General features: G+C 42.6%; 16 protein-coding genes. 4 read left to right on the forward strand and 12 right to left on the reverse strand.

Annotated features, from left to right (window positions below; genetic code table 11):
- The first annotated feature begins 363 nt into the window (after positions 1–363).
- The gene (locus FQ608_RS09030) at positions 364–2,523 is read left to right on the forward strand and encodes an ATP-binding protein (RefSeq protein WP_158857637.1); all 2,160 of its coding nucleotides are present in this window, start codon (positions 364–366) and stop codon (positions 2,521–2,523) included.
- A gap of 105 nt (positions 2,524–2,628) precedes the next feature.
- Positions 2,629–3,288, forward strand: coding sequence for an MCP four helix bundle domain-containing protein (locus tag FQ608_RS09035; RefSeq protein WP_158857639.1), 660 nt, complete (start codon positions 2,629–2,631; stop codon positions 3,286–3,288).
- Here the strand turns inward: FQ608_RS09035 and FQ608_RS09040 are convergent.
- The 9 genes from FQ608_RS09040 to FQ608_RS09080 all read right to left on the reverse strand — a co-directional run bounded on the left by FQ608_RS09040 (position 3,279) and on the right by FQ608_RS09080 (position 13,713).
- Positions 3,279–4,784: a sodium:solute symporter gene (locus FQ608_RS09040; protein ID WP_158857641.1), complete on the reverse strand. Its 1,506-nt coding sequence runs from the start codon at positions 4,782–4,784 to the stop codon at positions 3,279–3,281. The genes FQ608_RS09035 and FQ608_RS09040 overlap by 10 nt on opposite strands.
- A 35-nt stretch (positions 4,785–4,819) precedes the next feature.
- Entirely contained in the window at positions 4,820–5,740 is a 921-nt protein-coding gene (locus tag FQ608_RS09045; protein ID WP_234364140.1) for a dihydrodipicolinate synthase family protein, read from the reverse strand.
- A gap of 69 nt (positions 5,741–5,809) precedes the next feature.
- Complete coding sequence (locus FQ608_RS09050) at positions 5,810–6,967, reverse strand: sialidase family protein (RefSeq protein ID WP_158857642.1); 1,158 nt, start codon at positions 6,965–6,967, stop codon at positions 5,810–5,812.
- A gap of 10 nt (positions 6,968–6,977) precedes the next feature.
- A complete protein-coding gene (locus FQ608_RS09055) occupies positions 6,978–8,576 on the reverse strand; it encodes a fucose isomerase (protein ID WP_158857644.1) in 1,599 nt (532 codons plus the stop codon).
- Positions 8,577–8,706: 130 nt separating this feature from the next.
- Positions 8,707–9,915 carry an FG-GAP repeat domain-containing protein gene (locus FQ608_RS09060; RefSeq protein ID WP_158857646.1) on the reverse strand — a complete coding sequence of 403 codons (1,209 nt, stop codon included), beginning with the start codon at positions 9,913–9,915 and terminating at the stop codon, positions 8,707–8,709.
- A 28-nt stretch (positions 9,916–9,943) separates the two neighbouring features.
- Positions 9,944–10,612: a hypothetical protein gene (locus tag FQ608_RS09065; protein ID WP_158857648.1), complete on the reverse strand. Its 669-nt coding sequence runs from the start codon at positions 10,610–10,612 to the stop codon at positions 9,944–9,946.
- Positions 10,613–10,958: 346 nt separating this feature from the next.
- Positions 10,959–11,444, reverse strand: coding sequence for a heme-binding domain-containing protein (locus tag FQ608_RS09070; RefSeq protein WP_158857650.1), 486 nt, complete (start codon positions 11,442–11,444; stop codon positions 10,959–10,961).
- Positions 11,445–11,452: 8 nt separating this feature from the next.
- Entirely contained in the window at positions 11,453–11,839 is a 387-nt protein-coding gene (locus tag FQ608_RS09075; protein WP_158857651.1) for a heme-binding domain-containing protein, read from the reverse strand.
- A 119-nt stretch (positions 11,840–11,958) separates the two neighbouring features.
- Complete coding sequence (locus tag FQ608_RS09080) at positions 11,959–13,713, reverse strand: hypothetical protein (RefSeq protein WP_234364141.1); 1,755 nt, start codon at positions 13,711–13,713, stop codon at positions 11,959–11,961.
- 380 nt (positions 13,714–14,093) lie between these two features.
- On the opposite strand from FQ608_RS09080, the gene FQ608_RS09085 reads away from it, so the two are divergent.
- Together FQ608_RS09085 and FQ608_RS09090 are read left to right on the forward strand one after the other, a co-directional pair.
- On the forward strand, positions 14,094–15,461 hold the full coding sequence (locus FQ608_RS09085; RefSeq protein ID WP_158857653.1) for a Gfo/Idh/MocA family protein: 1,368 nt from the start codon (positions 14,094–14,096) through the stop codon (positions 15,459–15,461).
- A gap of 67 nt (positions 15,462–15,528) precedes the next feature.
- Positions 15,529–16,620 carry a hypothetical protein gene (locus FQ608_RS09090; RefSeq protein ID WP_158857655.1) on the forward strand — a complete coding sequence of 364 codons (1,092 nt, stop codon included), beginning with the start codon at positions 15,529–15,531 and terminating at the stop codon, positions 16,618–16,620.
- A 121-nt stretch (positions 16,621–16,741) separates the two neighbouring features.
- Here the strand turns inward: FQ608_RS09090 and FQ608_RS09095 are convergent, their stop codons facing one another.
- The 3 genes from FQ608_RS09095 to FQ608_RS09105 are packed head-to-tail and all read right to left on the reverse strand — an operon-like array spanning position 16,742 to position 18,191.
- Positions 16,742–17,305 carry a DUF1349 domain-containing protein gene (locus FQ608_RS09095; RefSeq protein WP_158857657.1) on the reverse strand — a complete coding sequence of 188 codons (564 nt, stop codon included), beginning with the start codon at positions 17,303–17,305 and terminating at the stop codon, positions 16,742–16,744.
- Positions 17,306–17,343: 38 nt separating this feature from the next.
- Positions 17,344–17,763, reverse strand: coding sequence for a hypothetical protein (locus tag FQ608_RS09100; protein WP_158857659.1), 420 nt, complete (start codon positions 17,761–17,763; stop codon positions 17,344–17,346).
- Entirely contained in the window at positions 17,760–18,191 is a 432-nt protein-coding gene (locus FQ608_RS09105) for an META domain-containing protein (RefSeq protein WP_158857661.1), read from the reverse strand. The genes FQ608_RS09100 and FQ608_RS09105 overlap by 4 nt, the downstream gene beginning before the upstream one ends.
- Positions 18,192–18,271 lie beyond the last annotated feature (80 nt).

The following is an 18,271-nucleotide window of genomic DNA, read 5'->3' on the forward strand; positions in this document are numbered from 1 at the left end:
GGAATTAAGGATGATTTCGGAGGATTCATAAACTAGTATACTATTTTATTTTTAATTAAATTTAAACATTGTTACCTAAAAAATAAGAAATCTAATCAGCAAAGCCCTTAAAACTGCTACAACTATAAAAATTTTCTGAACTGCAGGATTAACCTAGAAAAGATAATTCTAGCTATTACGTACTTGATTTTTCTTTCATTTCCTAGTTGAAATGTTCTTCGTTGGAAAAAAGGAAAAACGGGTTAAAGAGGGAGCATGAATTCGGCTCAAAAAAACTCTGTAATCAAAATTTTAAAAATAGTATTCCTGCAATTTTAGATTAACTTGCGAATAATAGATATTTCAACGTCATTTTAAACATAGATGAGTATCAATTATTTTATTACTTTAAAGGCGATCCATGGAATTGAGTCAAGTTGTTTGACTCTTTATTTTCGGACTTTACTTTTTTTTCCGCTTTTTTTGGGTATTAACTTGTTCTCTTTTGCACAATCCACCTTAATTGATAGCCTAAAATCGAAGCTGACCCAAATTGAGACATCAGAGAGATTCTCTCCCAATGAAGAATACATTGAGGTTTTAAACCGCCTCTCGGAGTCATATTACAATTACTTCCCGGATTCCACTTTGTATTATGCTGAAAAAAGCAAACAACTCAGTGAAAAACTAGGATACACAGAAGGGTTAGCGGACGCCTATAGAAATATAGGTGCTTTTAACAACAAGCAAGGGAACTATGATACAGCAATAGTTATCTTTAAGAGTGGTTTACAATTAGCGGAGCGAGCTTTGTATAAACCCGGATTGGCCAATCTATATGCTAGCATTGGGTTAAGTTATTATGAAACCGGCTTTTTAGCGGTAGCAACAGAGTACTACTTGATGTCACTTAAAATTAAAAGAGACCTTGGCCTGAACTCGGAGATTGCAAACACCTTAAATAATTTGGGGTTAATAGCAATTGATAGAAGACAGTTTCAAAAGGCGATGGAATTCTTCAGTGAGGCCAAAGATATCCGTGAAAAACTTGGGGACAAATTAGGGATTTCTACGATTGACGTTAATATTGCTTTAGTTCTTCAAAAAGAAGGAAAACACGATATTTCCCTTCAAATCTTCGAGGAAATTTTAGCAAAGGAATCAACCTCGGAAAACAAGTCCTTGGGATCGGTTTCCCACTATAATATTGGGGAGATTTACCTTGCTCAAAATGAATTTGAGAAAGCTATCACCCATTACAATAAAGCCTTGGAGTTAGACCAAGAATTAAATGACCGATACGGTATTTCCTACGACCTAATTGGTCTCGCAGAAGCCTACCTCAATTTGAATCAAATACCTAAATCCCGAGAACTTATAGAAGAGTCCCTCCGAGTAGCTGAAGAAAGCGGGATTAAGAAGAATATTTCTGAAAGCCATAGATTGTTGAGCCGATTGTTTGAGAATCAAAGAAATTACCAACAAGCCTTATTTCATCACCAACAATACAAGATTTTTGAGGATTCAATATTTAATACGGATACTGAAAGACTTACAGAAGATTTACTTATAGCTTATGGTTTGGAAAAAAGTGCCCTAGAGACACAAAGAATCCGGCGGGAAAATGAACTTCAACGGGAAAAACAGAATGCCAATGTTATTCGAAACGCCGCAATAGCCCTCTTGTTATTAATGGTTTTAGCCTTGTATATTACAATCAGGTCCTACAGAATCCAGCGAAAGGCAAGGCTTTTAGTCACACAGCAAAAAGATGAATTGGAACGCCTCTACCTCGAAACCAGTCAGCAAAAAGAGGAAATAGAATCTATCGCTAAGGATTTGGAGGAAGTAAACAAGACAAAAGACAAGCTTTTCGGCATTGTGGGTCATGACCTTCGTAGCCCTATAAACTCCTTAAACAGCCTCATGCAATACACTATGGATGAAAGTCTTAGTCAAGAGGAGTTCTTACAAATATCACATAAACTAAAAAATGAGGTTGAGCATGTTCATTTTACGCTAAATAATCTGCTAAATTGGGCTAAAAGTCAGATGCAAGGCATAACTTCTTATCCGGATTTTTTAAATATCAATGAATTGGTGGAAGAAAACATTGAGCTGTATAAACCCATATCCACCAGTAAAAGCATTGCAGTCATAAGTAAAATCGCTGGCGAGACTATAAGCTGGGCTGATAGGGAGCAAATAAATTTGGTAATAAGAAATTTGTTAAACAACGCACTGAAATTCACCCCAAAAAATGGGACAATTGAGATTTCCAGTAGGCTAAACAAGGATAACGATTGGGAAATTTCTCTTCGGGATAATGGGATTGGCATGAGTACGGAAATTATTGACTCCTTGTTCAAACCTAATTTTCACACCAAAAGATATGGAACCTCGGGAGAAAAAGGTACAGGACTCGGATTAATTTTGGTTAAGGATTTTCTGGAAAGTAACAAAGGTTCTATCTGGGTTAGCAGCGAGGTAAACAAAGGAAGCACCTTCACTTTTACCCTACCCGTAGCAAATGGCGCCAAGTAAGAACATTTCCTCGGTAGGTAATCCATTTTTTTTGAATCGTTTTATAACCGTAAAATTTGTTATATTAGCACTAAATAGTCAGTAGAAACCCAAAAAAATTCTCTCATGCAAAAAAGTGCCTATATTAGATTTAAAATAAAGATAGCGATTGCCCTAACTGCAATTCTTTTATTGATTTTCATCAAAAGTATCGTGGATAAACAAAATGTCGATGAACTGGAAGAAGCTTTCATCTCCGTATATGAGGACAGGCTGGTAGTCCAAGAGCACATTTTCTCCATAACAGAGATGGTATTCAGAATGCGCCTGCTTGTCACCGAAAGTAGAACTATGGAAGAATACCAAGATGTCAGGCAAAAGGTAATTGACTACCATACACAGATTCTTAAGGTTATTGAGGATTTTGAAAAAACCAAACTTACCCCCAAAGAAGCTGAATATTTGGCCGAATTTAAAGATTTAATTACAAACAAACTTGAAATTCAAGCCTACTTTTCAGCGAACATCGGGGACACAGATATTAATTATCAAGAAACCCTAAGAAGATTTGACGCTGATTTTGAAAGGGTGTTGACTGATCTACGTGAGTTGTCAAACATCCAACTTGAAGAAGGCGGGAAACTGACGGTGAGATCCTATCAAATTGCAGCCAGATCGGATATTTGGTTGAATTTTGAATACGCAGTTCTCTTTATTTTGCTCATCATTATCGGTGTTTTGGCATTCACCTCCCAACCAAAATCGTATTCCAACAATCAGGATTGATTTTGGACCGTAGTATTTCGATTGGCTAAAGCTGATAACAAAAAGCCCACCAGGAATATAGCTGTTGTCCCAAATACAATCGTTAAGTTGGCATGAAAAGGACTTCTGAATGTCCCTAGGCTGCTGCCATCCGGTATCAACGGGGAAAGACTCATCCATCCAATTATGATGACGCCAAGAATGACTCCATATGCAGCAAATTTTTGCCTTATATTTTTTCCAACATATCCCAACAAAAATAATCCCAAAATACCGCCACTGAAAATCGATGACAATGCCCACCAAGCATCCAAAGCACTGGTCACCCCACTAAATGCCAGTGCAACCATTATACTCAGGATCCCCATTACAAAAGAAGCTATCATTAGCGTCTGCATCTCTCCTTTTTCACTTATCCCCGGAAGCATGTACTTCTTGACATGATCAGTCAAAATAATAGTTGCCGAACTATTTACACTGGTAGAAACTGTGCTCATCCCTGCCGCAAAAATGGAAGCAATCAATAGTCCAGTCATTCCAGTAGGCAATACGTTTACAATAAAATAGGGAAATACTTTATCCGAATTTTCAGGCGCAAACAGTTCTTCAGGTAAGGATTCCGGCATTGCCTGATAATATGCAAACAGGGCTGTTCCTATAAAGAAAAACAAGAGGGAAACTGGTACGTAAAGTAAACTGCCCAACAAAGTGGATTTAACAGCCTCTTTTTCATTTTTTGCACTTAAATACCGCTGCACATAATTTTGGTCTACTCCGAAATTTTGCAGATTGATAAATAGACCATATACCAAAATCAACCAAAATGTCGCCTCTGAAAGGCTTAGCCCAAAACTGCCTAAACTGAACTTCTTGTGCTCGGATGCAATGGTAAATACTTGCCCGGGACCTTCGGGCATAGAAAACAAAATGATGCCAGCACAGGCTAGTGCCCCTGTAATTAATACAATTCCCTGGATTGCATCGGTCCAAACCACAGCCTCAAATCCTCCCAACATGGCGTAAACTAGGACACTCAGTCCGGTCACAATGATTATCATCGGAATACTCCATCCAAACAAGGCGTTCATAGGCAAAGCCAACAAATACATAATTGCACCCATACGTGCCAATTGGGTAAGTAAGTAGCAAACGGATGCATAGGTACGTGCCCAAGATCCAAATTTCGTTTCCAGAAAATAGTAAGCTGAGGCACTTTTGATTCCTCTATACAGCGGAACAAAAAATTTCACGGCTAGGATCGCCGCAATAGGTATAGACAGACTGAACACAAAGCCGTTCCAATTGGTCAGATACGCATTGCCTGGCAACGCCAGAAAACTAATACTGCTGACAAAGGTTGCGAAGATTGACATGCCTATAGCCCAAGAAGGCAAATTACCTCCTCCTGTAATATATTGATCGGCAGTCCGCTTCTTAAAATAAAATGAAGCTCCAAACAACACAATGGCCAACATGTAAACTAAAAAAACAACTAAATCAATCAGTGGTAAATCCATGGATGATGGGTAACAGTATAATTAATTTTATTTGGTTAAAGTCCCTGAATACTTTCCAGATTTTTCCGGATCGCCTCTACTTCGCCTCCTTCAAAGGCCGTATATGGACCTGCCAAGTAATTATCGCATAGACCTAAAATAGAAAGGGCTGCTTTTAACCCTTTGAGGTAACTGGATCCATAAGTTCCCAAGGAATATATTTTTGCTGAAACTTCCATCACTTTCTCCTGTAACCTTAGAACCTCTTCCATATTATTTGCCTTTGCTGCCTCATAAAGAGTGACGTATAATTTAGGAAACATATTCGCTCCACCACTCACTCCTCCATGAGCTCCCATCAGTACAGCGGATGCCATCATTTCCTCCGGTCCTACAAAAAGTGAAAATTCTGACTGATTTCTAAAAGAATAAAGCAATGCGTTGAAATAGGTGGCATTAGCTGAACTGTCTTTGAAACCCACAATATTTGGATGCTTGGCCAATTTCTCAACCGTATCCACCGCAATCATTGTCTTGGTATGGGAAGGCATGTTGTATAAAAACAAGGGAAGAGAAAGCCTGCCAGCCAATTTTTCAAAATAAGTGATTAACTCGGGCTGGGAAAGTCCAAAATAATAAGGTGGTGCAGCGACTACAGCGGCAGCTCCAACTTCCTTAGAATAATCCGTCAGTGCGATACTCTCCTCCGGTGCCGTATCAGTGATGCCCACCAACACCGGGACGCGTCCGTCGACTAGCCTGCATACGTTAGCAATCATTTCCTTCCTAATGGTATAGCTCAGGCTAGTACACTCTCCAGTTGTACCCAAAATAAACAAGCCATGAACCCCGCCTTTTAGCAGGTGGCTGACTAATTTTTCCAAACTCAAAAGATCAAGGTGTTGATCATCCAAAAGTGGGGTTACTAGCGGGGGAATTATCCCTCGCAAAGGCATTGACAATGCTGTATTTGACATGCTTATAAATTCTTTAATCTAAATTTTAATATATTTTAGGAACAATCTTGACCGGGAATTGTCCAGGAATCAAAGTTCCGAAGGGTCTATTACCACATATTTGACTGATTCGCGGTTATAGGTGTACGTCAGGTGGACGAGGCCATCCCTTGATTGAATGATCGCTGGATAGGAATAGCCAGATCGATTGGGCTCGTTTTCCAAAGTCATCACGGGCTGCCAATCGATCCCGTCGGTTGAAATAGCCAAATTGAGAATATTCCGGGCTTTGGGTTCCTCCCCTTCGCGGGTACTGTGATTGTAAATTAGCAAATGCCTTCCATCAGCCAGGGTCACAGCATCTGTTCCCGAACTAGGATTAGGCAGGGAAGTCGCCTCCATCTCAGACCAACTTTCACCCTGATCGGAGGACCAACTGGTGGATATTACGTTTTGCCTGGTTCTGCAAAGTATTTGCAAACGGCCGTCTTCGTGTTGCAAAATACTGGCCTGTATTGCATCAAAAGCAATTCCGTCGTTAATCGGACCTATCACCTTCCACGTGTTTCCATTATCCTTACTTATTTCAAAATGAGTCATCCACTTTACTTCTTCTCCCTCTTCTAGTTCTATACTTGATGGATTGATAATCGTACCATCAGCTAACTGAATAGGTTTGTTTTTAATAGGGCCTAATAAATGGCCAACTTTTGGATCTTCTCCAATTTTCTGAGGAGTAGTCCATGTTTTTCCGTCGTCAGAGGAAGTCATCACCATTCCCCACCAATCCATTGGGCTTGGACCTATTTTATAGAAAAGCAGTAAAGGTCCTTCTTGAGGTTGAAAGAGTACAGGATTCCAGCAGGGATATCGCAAAGTGTCATTCTGCACACCATCGGCTACTTCCTCCGGACGGGTCCATGTGCCGTTCTCCAATCGGGATACGCGGATACCAACATCAGGGTGTTTTTCACGTGTACCTGCAAAAAATGCAGCTACCATTCCAGAAGGTGTTTCCACTATCGTGGAAGCGTGTACCTGAGGAGTAGGCCGGTTTTCCAGCGAGTAAATTAATTCTCCATGTAAATAACCCTGCTCTCCGGAAATCGCCTTGGGAGGTAGGTGAAATTTACCCGTGATATCGTTGGCCTCCTTATCTCCGACTTGCTCATTGACGGATCTATTTCCGGTCTGACAGGCAGAGGCAAACAATGCGCCTACGAAAAATAATAGTCCTAATCTTAACATAATCTAGTCTTTAAATACCGCAGAAAGAAACTTTGATGCCCAATTCATGGAACACAGCGGCTTTAACCTGACAGGCTTCCAACGCTTTCTCACGACTGTCTGCATATACTACATGAATATGGTTTGCTTTATGTCTGGCTGTCAACTGGTTTTGCGAAACTCCTTCGAGCTTGGCATGCATGATAGGCCATTGTGGTGTAGTCATTTCCCAACGTCGCTGTGTTTCTGCTTCCGGGAGGGAAACCGCCTCACCGATACCCAAATCTGCATGCAGCGCATTATCCATAATAAATACCCTGCTCCATACGATGTGGCCTGGTCTACTTACTCCTTTCAGACTACCTCCACCCAACCTAAAGTACATGGCTGGCTGCCGCTCACTGCTTGCTCCTCTGTATTCACCTTCAAAATGTGAGGGTGGTGCCGCACCGGAGATCAGAAGCACCCAAATAAAATCATCGAGCCCCTCTCCGGTAAAATGCTCGCCCCAGCGCAAATCATGCAGCGTATTATCACCGACCATTCCCAACTCATCCCAAAGCTTATAGGTAATCAAACTATCCAAACCGGCGCATTCATCCACCTCATTGAAATGGGGAAGTGCCCTGCCTGGGAAAAGTTCTTTTCCTTTTTTGTCATATGCCGGGGGCCTTTTGGTATTGTTTAGCAATCCTTCAGTCAAATCACTGGCAGGAACCAAGTCTTTCAAACCCTGTTGGTATTGAATTCCAATGGTATCGCATCCAAACTCATCAGCTAACCGAAGTGCGGCAATGTACATTTTGCACTGCTCTAGCGTTTGGGTACGGGTAAGATCATCTTCTGAGGTGCCCCAGTTAAACTTCATCCCCTGGTCAAGAAGCCATTGCAATATTGTTTCTGCCTCCTCATCCGAAACCTCACGCATAGCGGCATAAAGTGTGGACTGACTTAACCGCTCTTTGAAAATGCCGGTGGGATGCAACAGATGATCGGGTATAATGGCATTGAACATACCCATGCACCCTTCATCAAAGACTCCCATAATGGCCTTGTTTTCCCTGAACTTCTGAGCGAAAATTTTTCCTTTTTCCTGCAAACCCGAATTAATCATGGAAGGCTCGAATGCCTTTACATGACTGAGATCGTGGGTAATATGGCCTGTATCCAGCCATTCCCGAAGTTTGTCCATAAAAAAACCATCTGTGAAATCCTTGCTCCAAATCGTGGAATAGTTAACCCCGGCCTTTGTTAACGAACCGTTCAGGTTGAGCATACCTACCAATCCCGGCCACTGACCGCTCCAATTGGCAAGCGTGAGGATAGGACCCATATGGGTACTCAATCCTGGAAGCACATGGTGGGTATACTGCCAGACACTCTCTGCCACAATTAGCGGGAGGCTGGGATCCAGCTTTTTAAATACTTCAATGCCCATGCGCTGGGAATCAATAAAACCATGTCCCTTCTCATCATCGTAAGCGTGCCCACGGATTACATTCCAACCCAAGGCCTTCAATACCTCATTCAAAGCAGTCTCCATGTCATGCTGTGCCTGCCAACAGGTGCGGTTTGCCGACAATCTCAAATCTCCGCTCACTACCAGGTAAATGTCCTTTGTCATACTCATGTGATGAATTGTAAATGCTATATGTTTCTATTATTTGATATTTGATTGCCTGAACACTACCTGATATTACTTGCTACTAGAGCAAACGTACCCTCTTCCATCCTGCTTTTTTGAAAAATTTACCGAAGTATTATTTGAGCGGATTTTCGTACCAGATGACTCCCAGCCCCTCTTTACTGCCATCCTCCCCAGTCTCTTCGCAGGTAAGTACGTCTAGATCACCATCCCCGTCTATATCGATAAGGACGATAAAATCATACTTGACACCTGCATTTCCACTGATATCGGTATAGCTCGGGGTCTTTTCCAAGAATCCATCAACCGACAACACCCCGGATTTATCCAGCGCTCCTTCATAGGAGGCTACCAGGTCCCAGGAGCCGTTTTGATTCATATCGGCTACCGCCACTGATTTACCCCTAGTTCCGCTAAACGCAGGGTAGGCCATAGATTCATTGACCCAGCGGCCTTCCTCTCTGTAAAAAATCTCCCATCCCTTTACTAAGTCAGGTACTACTATGCCCGGAACCCCATCCGATGTCCATTCTGGGATATCTGCCAATGTCAAGAACATGGGTTCCCCATCCTGCACCCCAATGAAATGATTTCCCCAAAGGCCCCTCAAATCCTTCCCATGGCCGGGATTCTTGATCCATCTGACTCCGCGCAGTTCACCATATCGGTCAGATATCAGGATATCCTCCAGCCCGTCCCTATCCATATCCAGTAACTCGATAGACATTATCCAACCTGCGGGGGTAATTTCATGGTATTTCCATGTCTCCATGTTTCGGGGATTTTCCGGGGCTTCAAGCCATCCCAATGTGCCATTCGGATTTTTTGAACCTACCACCAAGTCTATTCCATTTTTTCCATCCATATCATACGGCCTTCCAAACATCCACCGTGTCCTACCCACCGTAACCGGAATGTCTTGACTTACCCATTGCTCAGAATGATAGTAGGACACCCAATCGGCCGGAGCCCAGTGAATAGTAATGCGTTGATGCTTTCCCTCCGATAGAGTGACCAAGTCCATAAAGCCGTCTCCATCCAAATCGACTGCAAAAGCATCCTCCACATCGGGCGAAGGTACCTCAATATACTCCCAAAACTCCCGTGGTTCTTTTGGATTAATGTATAGGCGGCTAACTCCACCCTCCTCCCATCCCACTATTAAATCCATACGACCGTCACCATTCACGTCTGCCAGTTTTGACCCGTCAGAACCCAGTGACGTATTGTCAATCGTATGCCGTTTCCAGGGAGCATTTTCCTGGGCATAAACACTTTCGGAAAGCAAAAAAATAACTAGTGTGAAAGCGAAATTAAGATTCATGAACGCAGGGTTTATTGTGAATTGGTTATTAAATTCCCACGTTGTTACTTTTCGATAAGTTTACTTGAGAGAATATCGCTTGTTCCAAAACATCTGGATTATGGGAACAAATGAAAAGTCCGAGCAAGGCATCTTCTGGGATAGATTCCAAAATTTGCGAGCCTATTCGCTGCAAATCACCCCCCGCTTTTGCTGCCCACATCGTATATTCATTTCCTTTTCTTTCCAACTTAATGGTCTGGAAATCCCCATCTTCAGCAAAAATTTCATCTTCAGGATCCCTCATTTCCATGCCAACCTCCCTTCGCCACTGCATCACGGTCAACCCGTCGCCATGGACGGTGGCGGTCATATGTGCTGCATCCGCCGCTTTGGAAGACCTTACCATGATTCCTACTTTTCGGTGAGGATCTACTCCTAACCCTATCAACTCCATATCCGCAGTCAATGAAAAATCACCGTTAACTTCCTTGTACAAAAAATAGAATTCGTCCCGATCAAACCAAATATTGTAACCAGAACCAGTGAGCGTGTAAGAATCCGTTTTCGAATCATAGACCGTATTTCCGGGCAATGCGGGATTGCCAATGTCCTGAAATTCTTCAAATACTCCAAGGGTATTTTGCCTGCAGGATACAAGTAACAGAAAAATTAGCACCATGAAATTGGCGGGAATTCCAACGTAAGTGTCATTCATAGATTGAATGTAAGAATTTTGTGGCATTTCAACAAAACCTACAATTGAATTGGTCTCAATCCCCGGGTAATTTAGTTTAATCAAATTAATTTTTAGATAGAAAAATTAAACTCCCTTCCACAAATCAACCAAAGCTATTCCCTTTCTTGCTTCATTGTTAGCCTCAGGAAAAATTTTCTCCTTATGTTAACTTTGTCATCCAATTATATAAAGACACGGGTGGAAAGTATGGGGAAACGAAAATAAGAAACCTAAGCAATAAAAAAGGCGCATTTTATTGCGCCCGCTTTGTTTAATTTGCTCTGGGATTGATTAGATAATTGAATAAATTTTGCCTAAAATTATTCTATTCTTCGTCACCTTCTTCGTCCTCCTCCTCCAACACTACATCCATAGCATCTTCTGCCCATGCGATGATCTTTTCCCTCTGCACATCATTTAGACTAGCAGTCGGGTGCATTAGGGTATAAATACCCATAGGCATCGTTCCTTCACCTACTTCAATAGTGATATCGTCCAATTTTTCCAACTTTTCCATCATGTCATAATCTTGCCAATTGGAGAAATTGAGCTCCTCCCTGCCTTCCCGAACGTCTTTGGCTACAAGCCAGGAAGATGGTGCCACATACGAATACCAAGGATAAATTGACTCATTGCTGTGGCAACTATAACATGATGTCTTCAAAATCGCAGCTACATCGTCACTCACAATTCCGCTCGCTATGATGTCTCCGGGATTGGCGGTTTCTACAGTTGGCAAATTATTCGGAACGAATTGAATGCCTATCAATATGACAGACAACCCGCCTAGCAGGTATAATCCCCATTTCATTACCAAAATTATTTTTTCTTGCTTTTACTCCATTCCATCAAGGTAGCCAATTCAGATTCTGTTAGCTTACCTTCCGGCTTATTCTCCAGAAATTTCGCAGGCGGCATGTCTCCATTTTCTAATACTTCAAGAATTTTACCCTTGGCAGCTAGTTGCTTGGACCGTTTGGAGGCCTCAAAGGCATCCCAATCTAATTTTTTCTTTCCTTTCTCATTTTTGGATTCAGCATTGTGGCAGCCATAGCATTTTTGATCTACGACGGCTTTGACATTCGCTGGCATATCCGCCTCCATCACATGTAACGAATTTTCAGAATCGGTTGTCTTCTTACTAGTACCCTGAAAGAAAAGAAGGCCTAGAACGGCTAAGGTTGGTAAAAGGAATTGTTTTTTCATAGTATATCTTAAGGTTTTACAATCGGAATTTCAGCAATTATTTCCATATGCGCAATAGCTTTTGGAGTAAAAAAGTAATTTTAATAGAAAAGTAAAAATATTGTATGGAATAAATCTATTTACCCGAAAGTTAGCGTATGCACAAAGGGTGTAATACCAGTTAGGTAGACATGCTTGCCCTTGGTTCTCAAGGTGCCAAAATGGACACTGTACTGCTCCCCCTCAAGCCTGACTATTCGCTCATGTAGCTTTGCACCAGGACCAAAATGAATCGTATCCCCTCCACATTCAAAAGAACCACTTCCTGTAGGTAGGAAATAATTGTCATCCCCGATAGAGGCAGGTATTGTCCCTAAGAGTGTTCCTGCTTCGTCAAAACAAAATTCGATAGTTACTTCCACACCTTCCAGCCCATTTACTTCAAATCCGAGCGTTACTTTCCCCTTATCTTCCGTAATAGATATTTCGGTATCTAGGGTTTTTACATTACTCACAGGACGCTGATCAAAGGACATTTTACTCCAAAACCTACCATCAATGCTTGGTGTCAAATTATAGTCCCCTTCCTTATTTCTGAGTTCTTCCGGTAAAGGTTGGTAATACGGCGCTTCTAATTTTTGGTGCAAAATGTAGGAGTTTCCTTCCTTCCGCAGACCTTGACTTCGAAAATAGCCCATACTGAAAAAACCCGCAGACATCCGCATGTGTTTCAATACTGCGTTTCCTTTCCGATAACTGAAAAAATTTGGACTTACTGACCTCCCCGAGGCTATAATTAGCGGCCAATCCACTCCTCCAAAAATAGTCACGGTAGTATCCTCCCTTCGAATTCTGGCCAAACTACTGGTCTTGAAAACTTTTTCAAAAGTGGTTGGCAATGCCGTTGGTTCAGGAAGATCTTTTATGAGCATTTCGTTTTCCATAAAATAGAATAGAGCCTCATTTACAATAACCTTATCAAAACCCGGAAACCCTTCAATCATAGAGACAATATGCGCAAAGGTGCCATCCTGATCATGGATGGCCAAAAACCGGTAATGGAGATACTGCCCTACTATGCTCCTATGGGAATACTGATCCTGCCTTCTGGAATCCGTCGTAATCAGGTCGCCGTTTGGTTCCATATAATAATAGGTCATAGTCAAACTTTTCCGTGGAGCTTCTAAAAGCTCGGGTCTGTTTAACAACCTTCCCATGGTGATAAAGGCATTGTTTTCCACATCGGAATAATTCATGCTACGCTCAGGGTAATGCCCGTCCTCGTCAATAAAGATTCCTTCACTCAACCATTCGTCTATCCGCCTTACATAGGATGGATCCGGATAAAGCTGATTAATTCGGGCAAGCGCATGGCACAGTACCCATCTGTGGTTGGGGGTATGGATCCCTCCAACTACCAGAGCCCTTCCTACTTTTTCTACGAAGACCTTGATTTTCTCCATTAGTGGAGAAAGTGCAACATCCTCTATCTGGCTCAGTATAACTACCCCAGCGCAAACTGGCTCCATGATAAATGCTGTATCCGGAGGAGACTCCAAGTTACCTGCATTGATGGTACCGTCAGGGCGTTGTGTTTTTATTAGGTTGTCAGTTGTTTTATCTAGTAGATCAATAAGAAGGGGGTTTTTATAGAAATACGAATCCTTGCAGGCATACCCGGCCGCAAGCTTGGCAAAGTTATACCCATTGCTTCTGCCTCCATGTCTATTAGCAACCTCCCCCCGATCCATCAAGTCTTGGATAAATTCGTCATTGGCAGCGACCATATTTTCCCATAATCCGGAAAAAGATCGGGAGTAATTGTCCCTCCTAGACGGAAAGCCAACTAGGGGAAGCATGACCATCGATGCTCCAATGCCAATGGATTGCTTCAAAAATTTATTTCGGTTGATTTTTTTCAAGGCTAGGATATATGGATGAATAATAGATAAGATAAACATTTGCTTATCAATAGCCCAAAATATGAAAAGATCGGCAATTCTCCTATATCCGTGCCATATCGCATTATGCTATTTTAAAATTAAATGATGACTGAATCATTTCCGGTTCCTGACTAGCGTCCAAATACAGACTGGCCAACTTGAAAGCAATTTTTCCCCTCTATAACATACGCCATTTTAAATCCCGTTTGAAAGAAAAAAGGGCCTTCATTCATAGGTTCGGCTCGAAAATTGGAGTTCTGCTTGAAAATTTCTTTATATTGAAAGCCAAAAACATACTCAACAGCAAATATCCCAGAAAACTCACTCGTTCAATGAATAAGACTCCCATTAACCGCAGGCATTTTATCAAAGGCAGCACAGCGTTGTTCGCACTATCCGCATTTGGTGCACATGGCATGGACTGGATGGACCGAAAAGAACCCTACCGAGTAGCGTTGATCGGCACTGGTTGGTATGGCAAAAGTGACCTCTTTCGTCTGATACAAGTAGCTCCGGTAGAAGTCATCGCCGTAGCTGACCCGGACAAAAATCAACGAGACCAAGCCGCTGAACTGATCAGCACCCGCCAAAAATCCGGTAAGAAACCTAAGACCTACAACGATCATCAAGAGTTACTTAGAGAAAACAAATTAGATATTGTACTGGTAGGCAGCCCGGACCACTGGCATGCCCTTCACGCCATCGATGCTATCAAGGCAGGAAATCACGTGTACCTGCAAAAACCCATTTCCGTAGATGTGATTGAGGGCGAAGCTATACTTGCTGCTGCCCGGAAATACAAACGTGTAGTCCAAATCGGGACCCAACGACGCAGCACTCCCCATCTTGTAGATGCTAAAAAGGAAATTATAGACACCGGTATGTTGGGGAAAATTTCCCACGTGGAAATGTGTTGCTATTACCACATGAGATACAACGGCAATCCTGAGGTTGAACCTGTCCCGGATTTCTTTGACTATGACCGATGGGTAGGTCCTGGTCCCAAGCTACCTTACAGGGGACTTCCACACCGTAGGATTTGGCGTACGCTGATGGAATACAGCAATGGTATCCCTGGAGATATGTGCGTGCACATGTTCGATGCCGTCCGCTGGATGCTCGACCTGGGCTGGCCAAAGCAGGTTTATGCCACCGGAGGTATATATGTTCAAAAAGGAGGCATTTCCACCACTCCCGATACCCAAACGGCGACATTTTCTTATGATGAATTGGATTGCGTCTGGACCCACAGGAGCTGGGGAACTCCTCAAGATCCCGAGTACCCTTGGGCCTATAAGATTTATGGAGATAAAGGTACCCTGAAAGCGTCCGTAATGAAATATGAATTTGTCCCACAGGGAGAAGGCGAGCCAATAACCCAGACTGCTCTTTTCGAACGGGAAGAATATCCTGAGGATCTCACAGAGGACGGTATGGAGCTGCATGCCGCCCCTGCGACTAGACGGCAAATGATTAACTTCCTCGAAGCCATTGAAAAGGGAGGATTGCCTGTTGCCGATGTAGAACAGGGACATATATCTACAGCAAGTTGCATTCTAGCCAATATGTCGATGGATCTCGGTAGAGCCTTAGTCTATGATCCCAAACAGATGATAGTAGTCGGTGACGAGGAAGCCACTAAGCTACTTCGAAGGCCTTACCGGGCACCATACCAGCACCCTGACCCCAAAACTGTTTAATAACTCGTCCACGGCCTAAAAACCGTGGACGCTTCCGACCCCCAAAATCATTAAACCCAATTCTACTATGAAAACAACTACCCTTTGTTGTCTCTTTCTTATTTTATGCATTTGCGTTGAAGGCTTTTCACAGCAAACTCGAAAGACGACCGTCGAAATCCGTGGTGAAAAATTCTACATCAACGGCAAACCCACCTACGAAAAGCGAAAGTGGAAAAAACATCCTATCGAGGGGTTGCTGATGAATTCCAGGATGGTGCAGGGCATCTTTGACGACATGAACCCTAAAACTGTCAGTCGATGGAAATATAATGATACTGGAAAGTGGGATGCCGATCGCAATACAGACGAGTTTGTCCGCCATATGGAAGAATGGAAGAGTCACGGCATGCTGTCATTTACCATTAATCTGCAGGGAGGAAGTCCGGAGGGGTATTCCAAAGAACAACCTTGGCACAATTCTGCTTTTACCGAAAACGGAGAACTCATACCTGCCTACATGTATAGGCTGGAACGTATCTTGGACAAAGCGGACGAACTGGGCATGGTGCCCATGGTGGGATTTTTTTATTTCGGCCAGGATGAACGGCTACTTGATGAAACAGCGGTGATTCGCGCAGTGACCAATGCGACAAATTGGCTCCATTCCAAAAACTACCGGAACGTGTTAATTGAAATCAACAATGAAAGCAACGTTCGCTATGACCACGACATCCTTAAACCTGAGCGGGTACATGAACTGATTGAACTGGCCAAAGGAATAGAAAAAGATGGGCACCGCTTCTACGTAAGTACCAGCTATGGGGGTGGATTTATCCCCTTGCCAAACGTGGTTCAGTCCGCAGATTACCTACTTCTCCACGGCAATGGTGTTAAAGATCCTGACCGCATACCTATTATGGTAAAAGACACGAGGGCCGTGCAAGGATATACCCCCATGCCGATTATTTTTAATGAAGACGACCACTTTGATTTCGATAAGGATTGGAATAATTTTATCGCTGCCGTATCGGCTTATGCTTCTTGGGGATATTTTGATTTCCGGATGAAAGACGAAGGCTTTGAAGAGGGGTATCAAAGTGTGCCGGTAGATTGGGGCATTAACTCTGACCGCAAAAGAGGGTTTTTCAATCTGATGAAAACCATCACGGGGTATTAACTTAATTTTGATCTGTGGAAGGTTGTCGACCCTTCACAGATCAAAATCATTACTATTTTAAACAAGCGAGAGACTTTCTACCCATTAAGAACCTTGATAAGTACTTTCTTTTATTACACTTCTACACAGTGATTTTTTCAAAAGTAAAATCACTGAACTTCGCCACAAATCCGGCACCATCGGGAGCGGCAGCCATTATCCCAATCTGAACTTCATCCGAGGGTGGAAAATAAGCCAGACGAAGCAGTTGAAAACTACTGTCTACCTTTCCATACTCCACCTCTACAAAATCCCCCTTGCGCTTCACCTTAAGCCAAATGGAGGGAGGGTTTTCCGGCCAAGGCCTGACCGACCAGTCTGAAAATTCCCGGGTAACTACCGCACTTACCTGCTGCACGCCATCGACCCATTCAATTCCAGTTTTGATCCAATGATTCTCATCCTGTCGAATCATAAGTCCAGCTTGATCATAAAGATCGGTATAGTTGCCTGTCACTTTGACCTTGACAACAAAGTCTCCTTTAACTTTCCGGTAAAAAAAATGGCCGCTGTCCCGGGTAAACCCATAGTGGGTTTTTCTCCAAAAGTCTGTTTTTTCGTCTGATTTTATTATCAGTTCACCTGCTTCTTCTTTCCAGAAACCTGGCTCATTAAGCCACGTGAATTTTTTAAAAGGATTCTTCACACTCAAACGGGTTATATTGTCCGTTCGAAAATAAGCAATTAATAACCGTAGACCAAGGGCTCACCCCAACCTTCAAGTTCTAAATTAAGCCTACTGGTATCTTCGACCTGAAGAATGGTCAAATCAACTCTATAGGTTTGGCTTTGGGTGATGCTGCAATTTCCTTCTTCGGACAATACTATACGCATGGCTCTGTTGGGAGGATAGGTGTCGGAAACAATTTCCGACACCGCTAAGTCGTAAGTGGCTACGTCAGTACATCCGGTATATGAAAATCGAATTTCGAGGCAATTGGTCAATATGGATGCTCCAGTGATCGTGACCGAAGAAGAAGTGGTTCCATAAAGTGATTCGCTGATATTAGGCTGGGCATCACAACGGATGATTTCATCCTCCTCCGTACACGAAAATTGGAGGATGGCCATACTTATTAAAATCAATCCGATATATTTTCTCATGGATTCACAGTTATTTTTTTCTTTAAAAATACTTCTCCAGAACCCTGAAGTGCAATTCCCTCTTTCGTTGACTGGAACACATTTGCGCCCTGAACGATCTCAGCCATCTGAAGCGCATACTCACTGTCACAACAGTTGTCGGTCCGTTTGATTTCCCTAACCGAGAAATCACCGCCTTGAGTGGCTGAATATTTTCCTACCAGGCGATTGATGTCCAATTGAAGAATAAACGTAGAATCGTTGATAAAAGTCAACTGATAAGGTACAGGACTTACCTTTGGTTCGGGGGTTGCTGGCGGTAAATACCCCGTCACTTCCCATTGGCTGTGTGCCAAAGATTCTAGAAGTTGGGGTTTATCTTCCAACTGGTCACAGGATAGCACTAGCAATCCCGCTGTCAACAGGACAGGGGTAAAGGTTTTCCACATGGCAATAATAATTGGTTTAGCTTTCAAAAAAGAAGACGCAAAAACCTTACCTAATGCTACAGGAAAGAATAAATAATATT

This window comes from Lunatibacter salilacus (assembly GCF_009797935.1).
In the GTDB taxonomy this organism is placed as follows: domain Bacteria; phylum Bacteroidota; class Bacteroidia; order Cytophagales; family Cyclobacteriaceae; genus Lunatibacter; species Lunatibacter salilacus.

Coding starts and splice junctions, on each gene's coding strand:
- FQ608_RS09030 (WP_158857637.1), top strand. CDS start 364: ATGAGTATCAATTATTTTATTACTTTAAAGGCGATCCATGGAATTGAG.
- FQ608_RS09035 (WP_158857639.1), top strand. CDS start 2,629: ATGCAAAAAAGTGCCTATATTAGATTTAAAATAAAGATAGCGATTGCC.
- FQ608_RS09040 (WP_158857641.1), bottom strand. CDS start 4,784: ATGGATTTACCACTGATTGATTTAGTTGTTTTTTTAGTTTACATGTTG.
- FQ608_RS09045 (WP_234364140.1), bottom strand. CDS start 5,740: ATGTCAAATACAGCATTGTCAATGCCTTTGCGAGGGATAATTCCCCCG.
- FQ608_RS09050 (WP_158857642.1), bottom strand. CDS start 6,967: ATGTTAAGATTAGGACTATTATTTTTCGTAGGCGCATTGTTTGCCTCT.
- FQ608_RS09055 (WP_158857644.1), bottom strand. CDS start 8,576: ATGAGTATGACAAAGGACATTTACCTGGTAGTGAGCGGAGATTTGAGA.
- FQ608_RS09060 (WP_158857646.1), bottom strand. CDS start 9,915: ATGAATCTTAATTTCGCTTTCACACTAGTTATTTTTTTGCTTTCCGAA.
- FQ608_RS09065 (WP_158857648.1), bottom strand. CDS start 10,612: ATGAATGACACTTACGTTGGAATTCCCGCCAATTTCATGGTGCTAATT.
- FQ608_RS09070 (WP_158857650.1), bottom strand. CDS start 11,444: ATGAAATGGGGATTATACCTGCTAGGCGGGTTGTCTGTCATATTGATA.
- FQ608_RS09075 (WP_158857651.1), bottom strand. CDS start 11,839: ATGAAAAAACAATTCCTTTTACCAACCTTAGCCGTTCTAGGCCTTCTT.
- FQ608_RS09085 (WP_158857653.1), top strand. CDS start 14,094: ATGAATAAGACTCCCATTAACCGCAGGCATTTTATCAAAGGCAGCACA.
- FQ608_RS09090 (WP_158857655.1), top strand. CDS start 15,529: ATGAAAACAACTACCCTTTGTTGTCTCTTTCTTATTTTATGCATTTGC.
- FQ608_RS09100 (WP_158857659.1), bottom strand. CDS start 17,763: ATGAGAAAATATATCGGATTGATTTTAATAAGTATGGCCATCCTCCAA.
- FQ608_RS09105 (WP_158857661.1), bottom strand. CDS start 18,191: ATGTGGAAAACCTTTACCCCTGTCCTGTTGACAGCGGGATTGCTAGTG.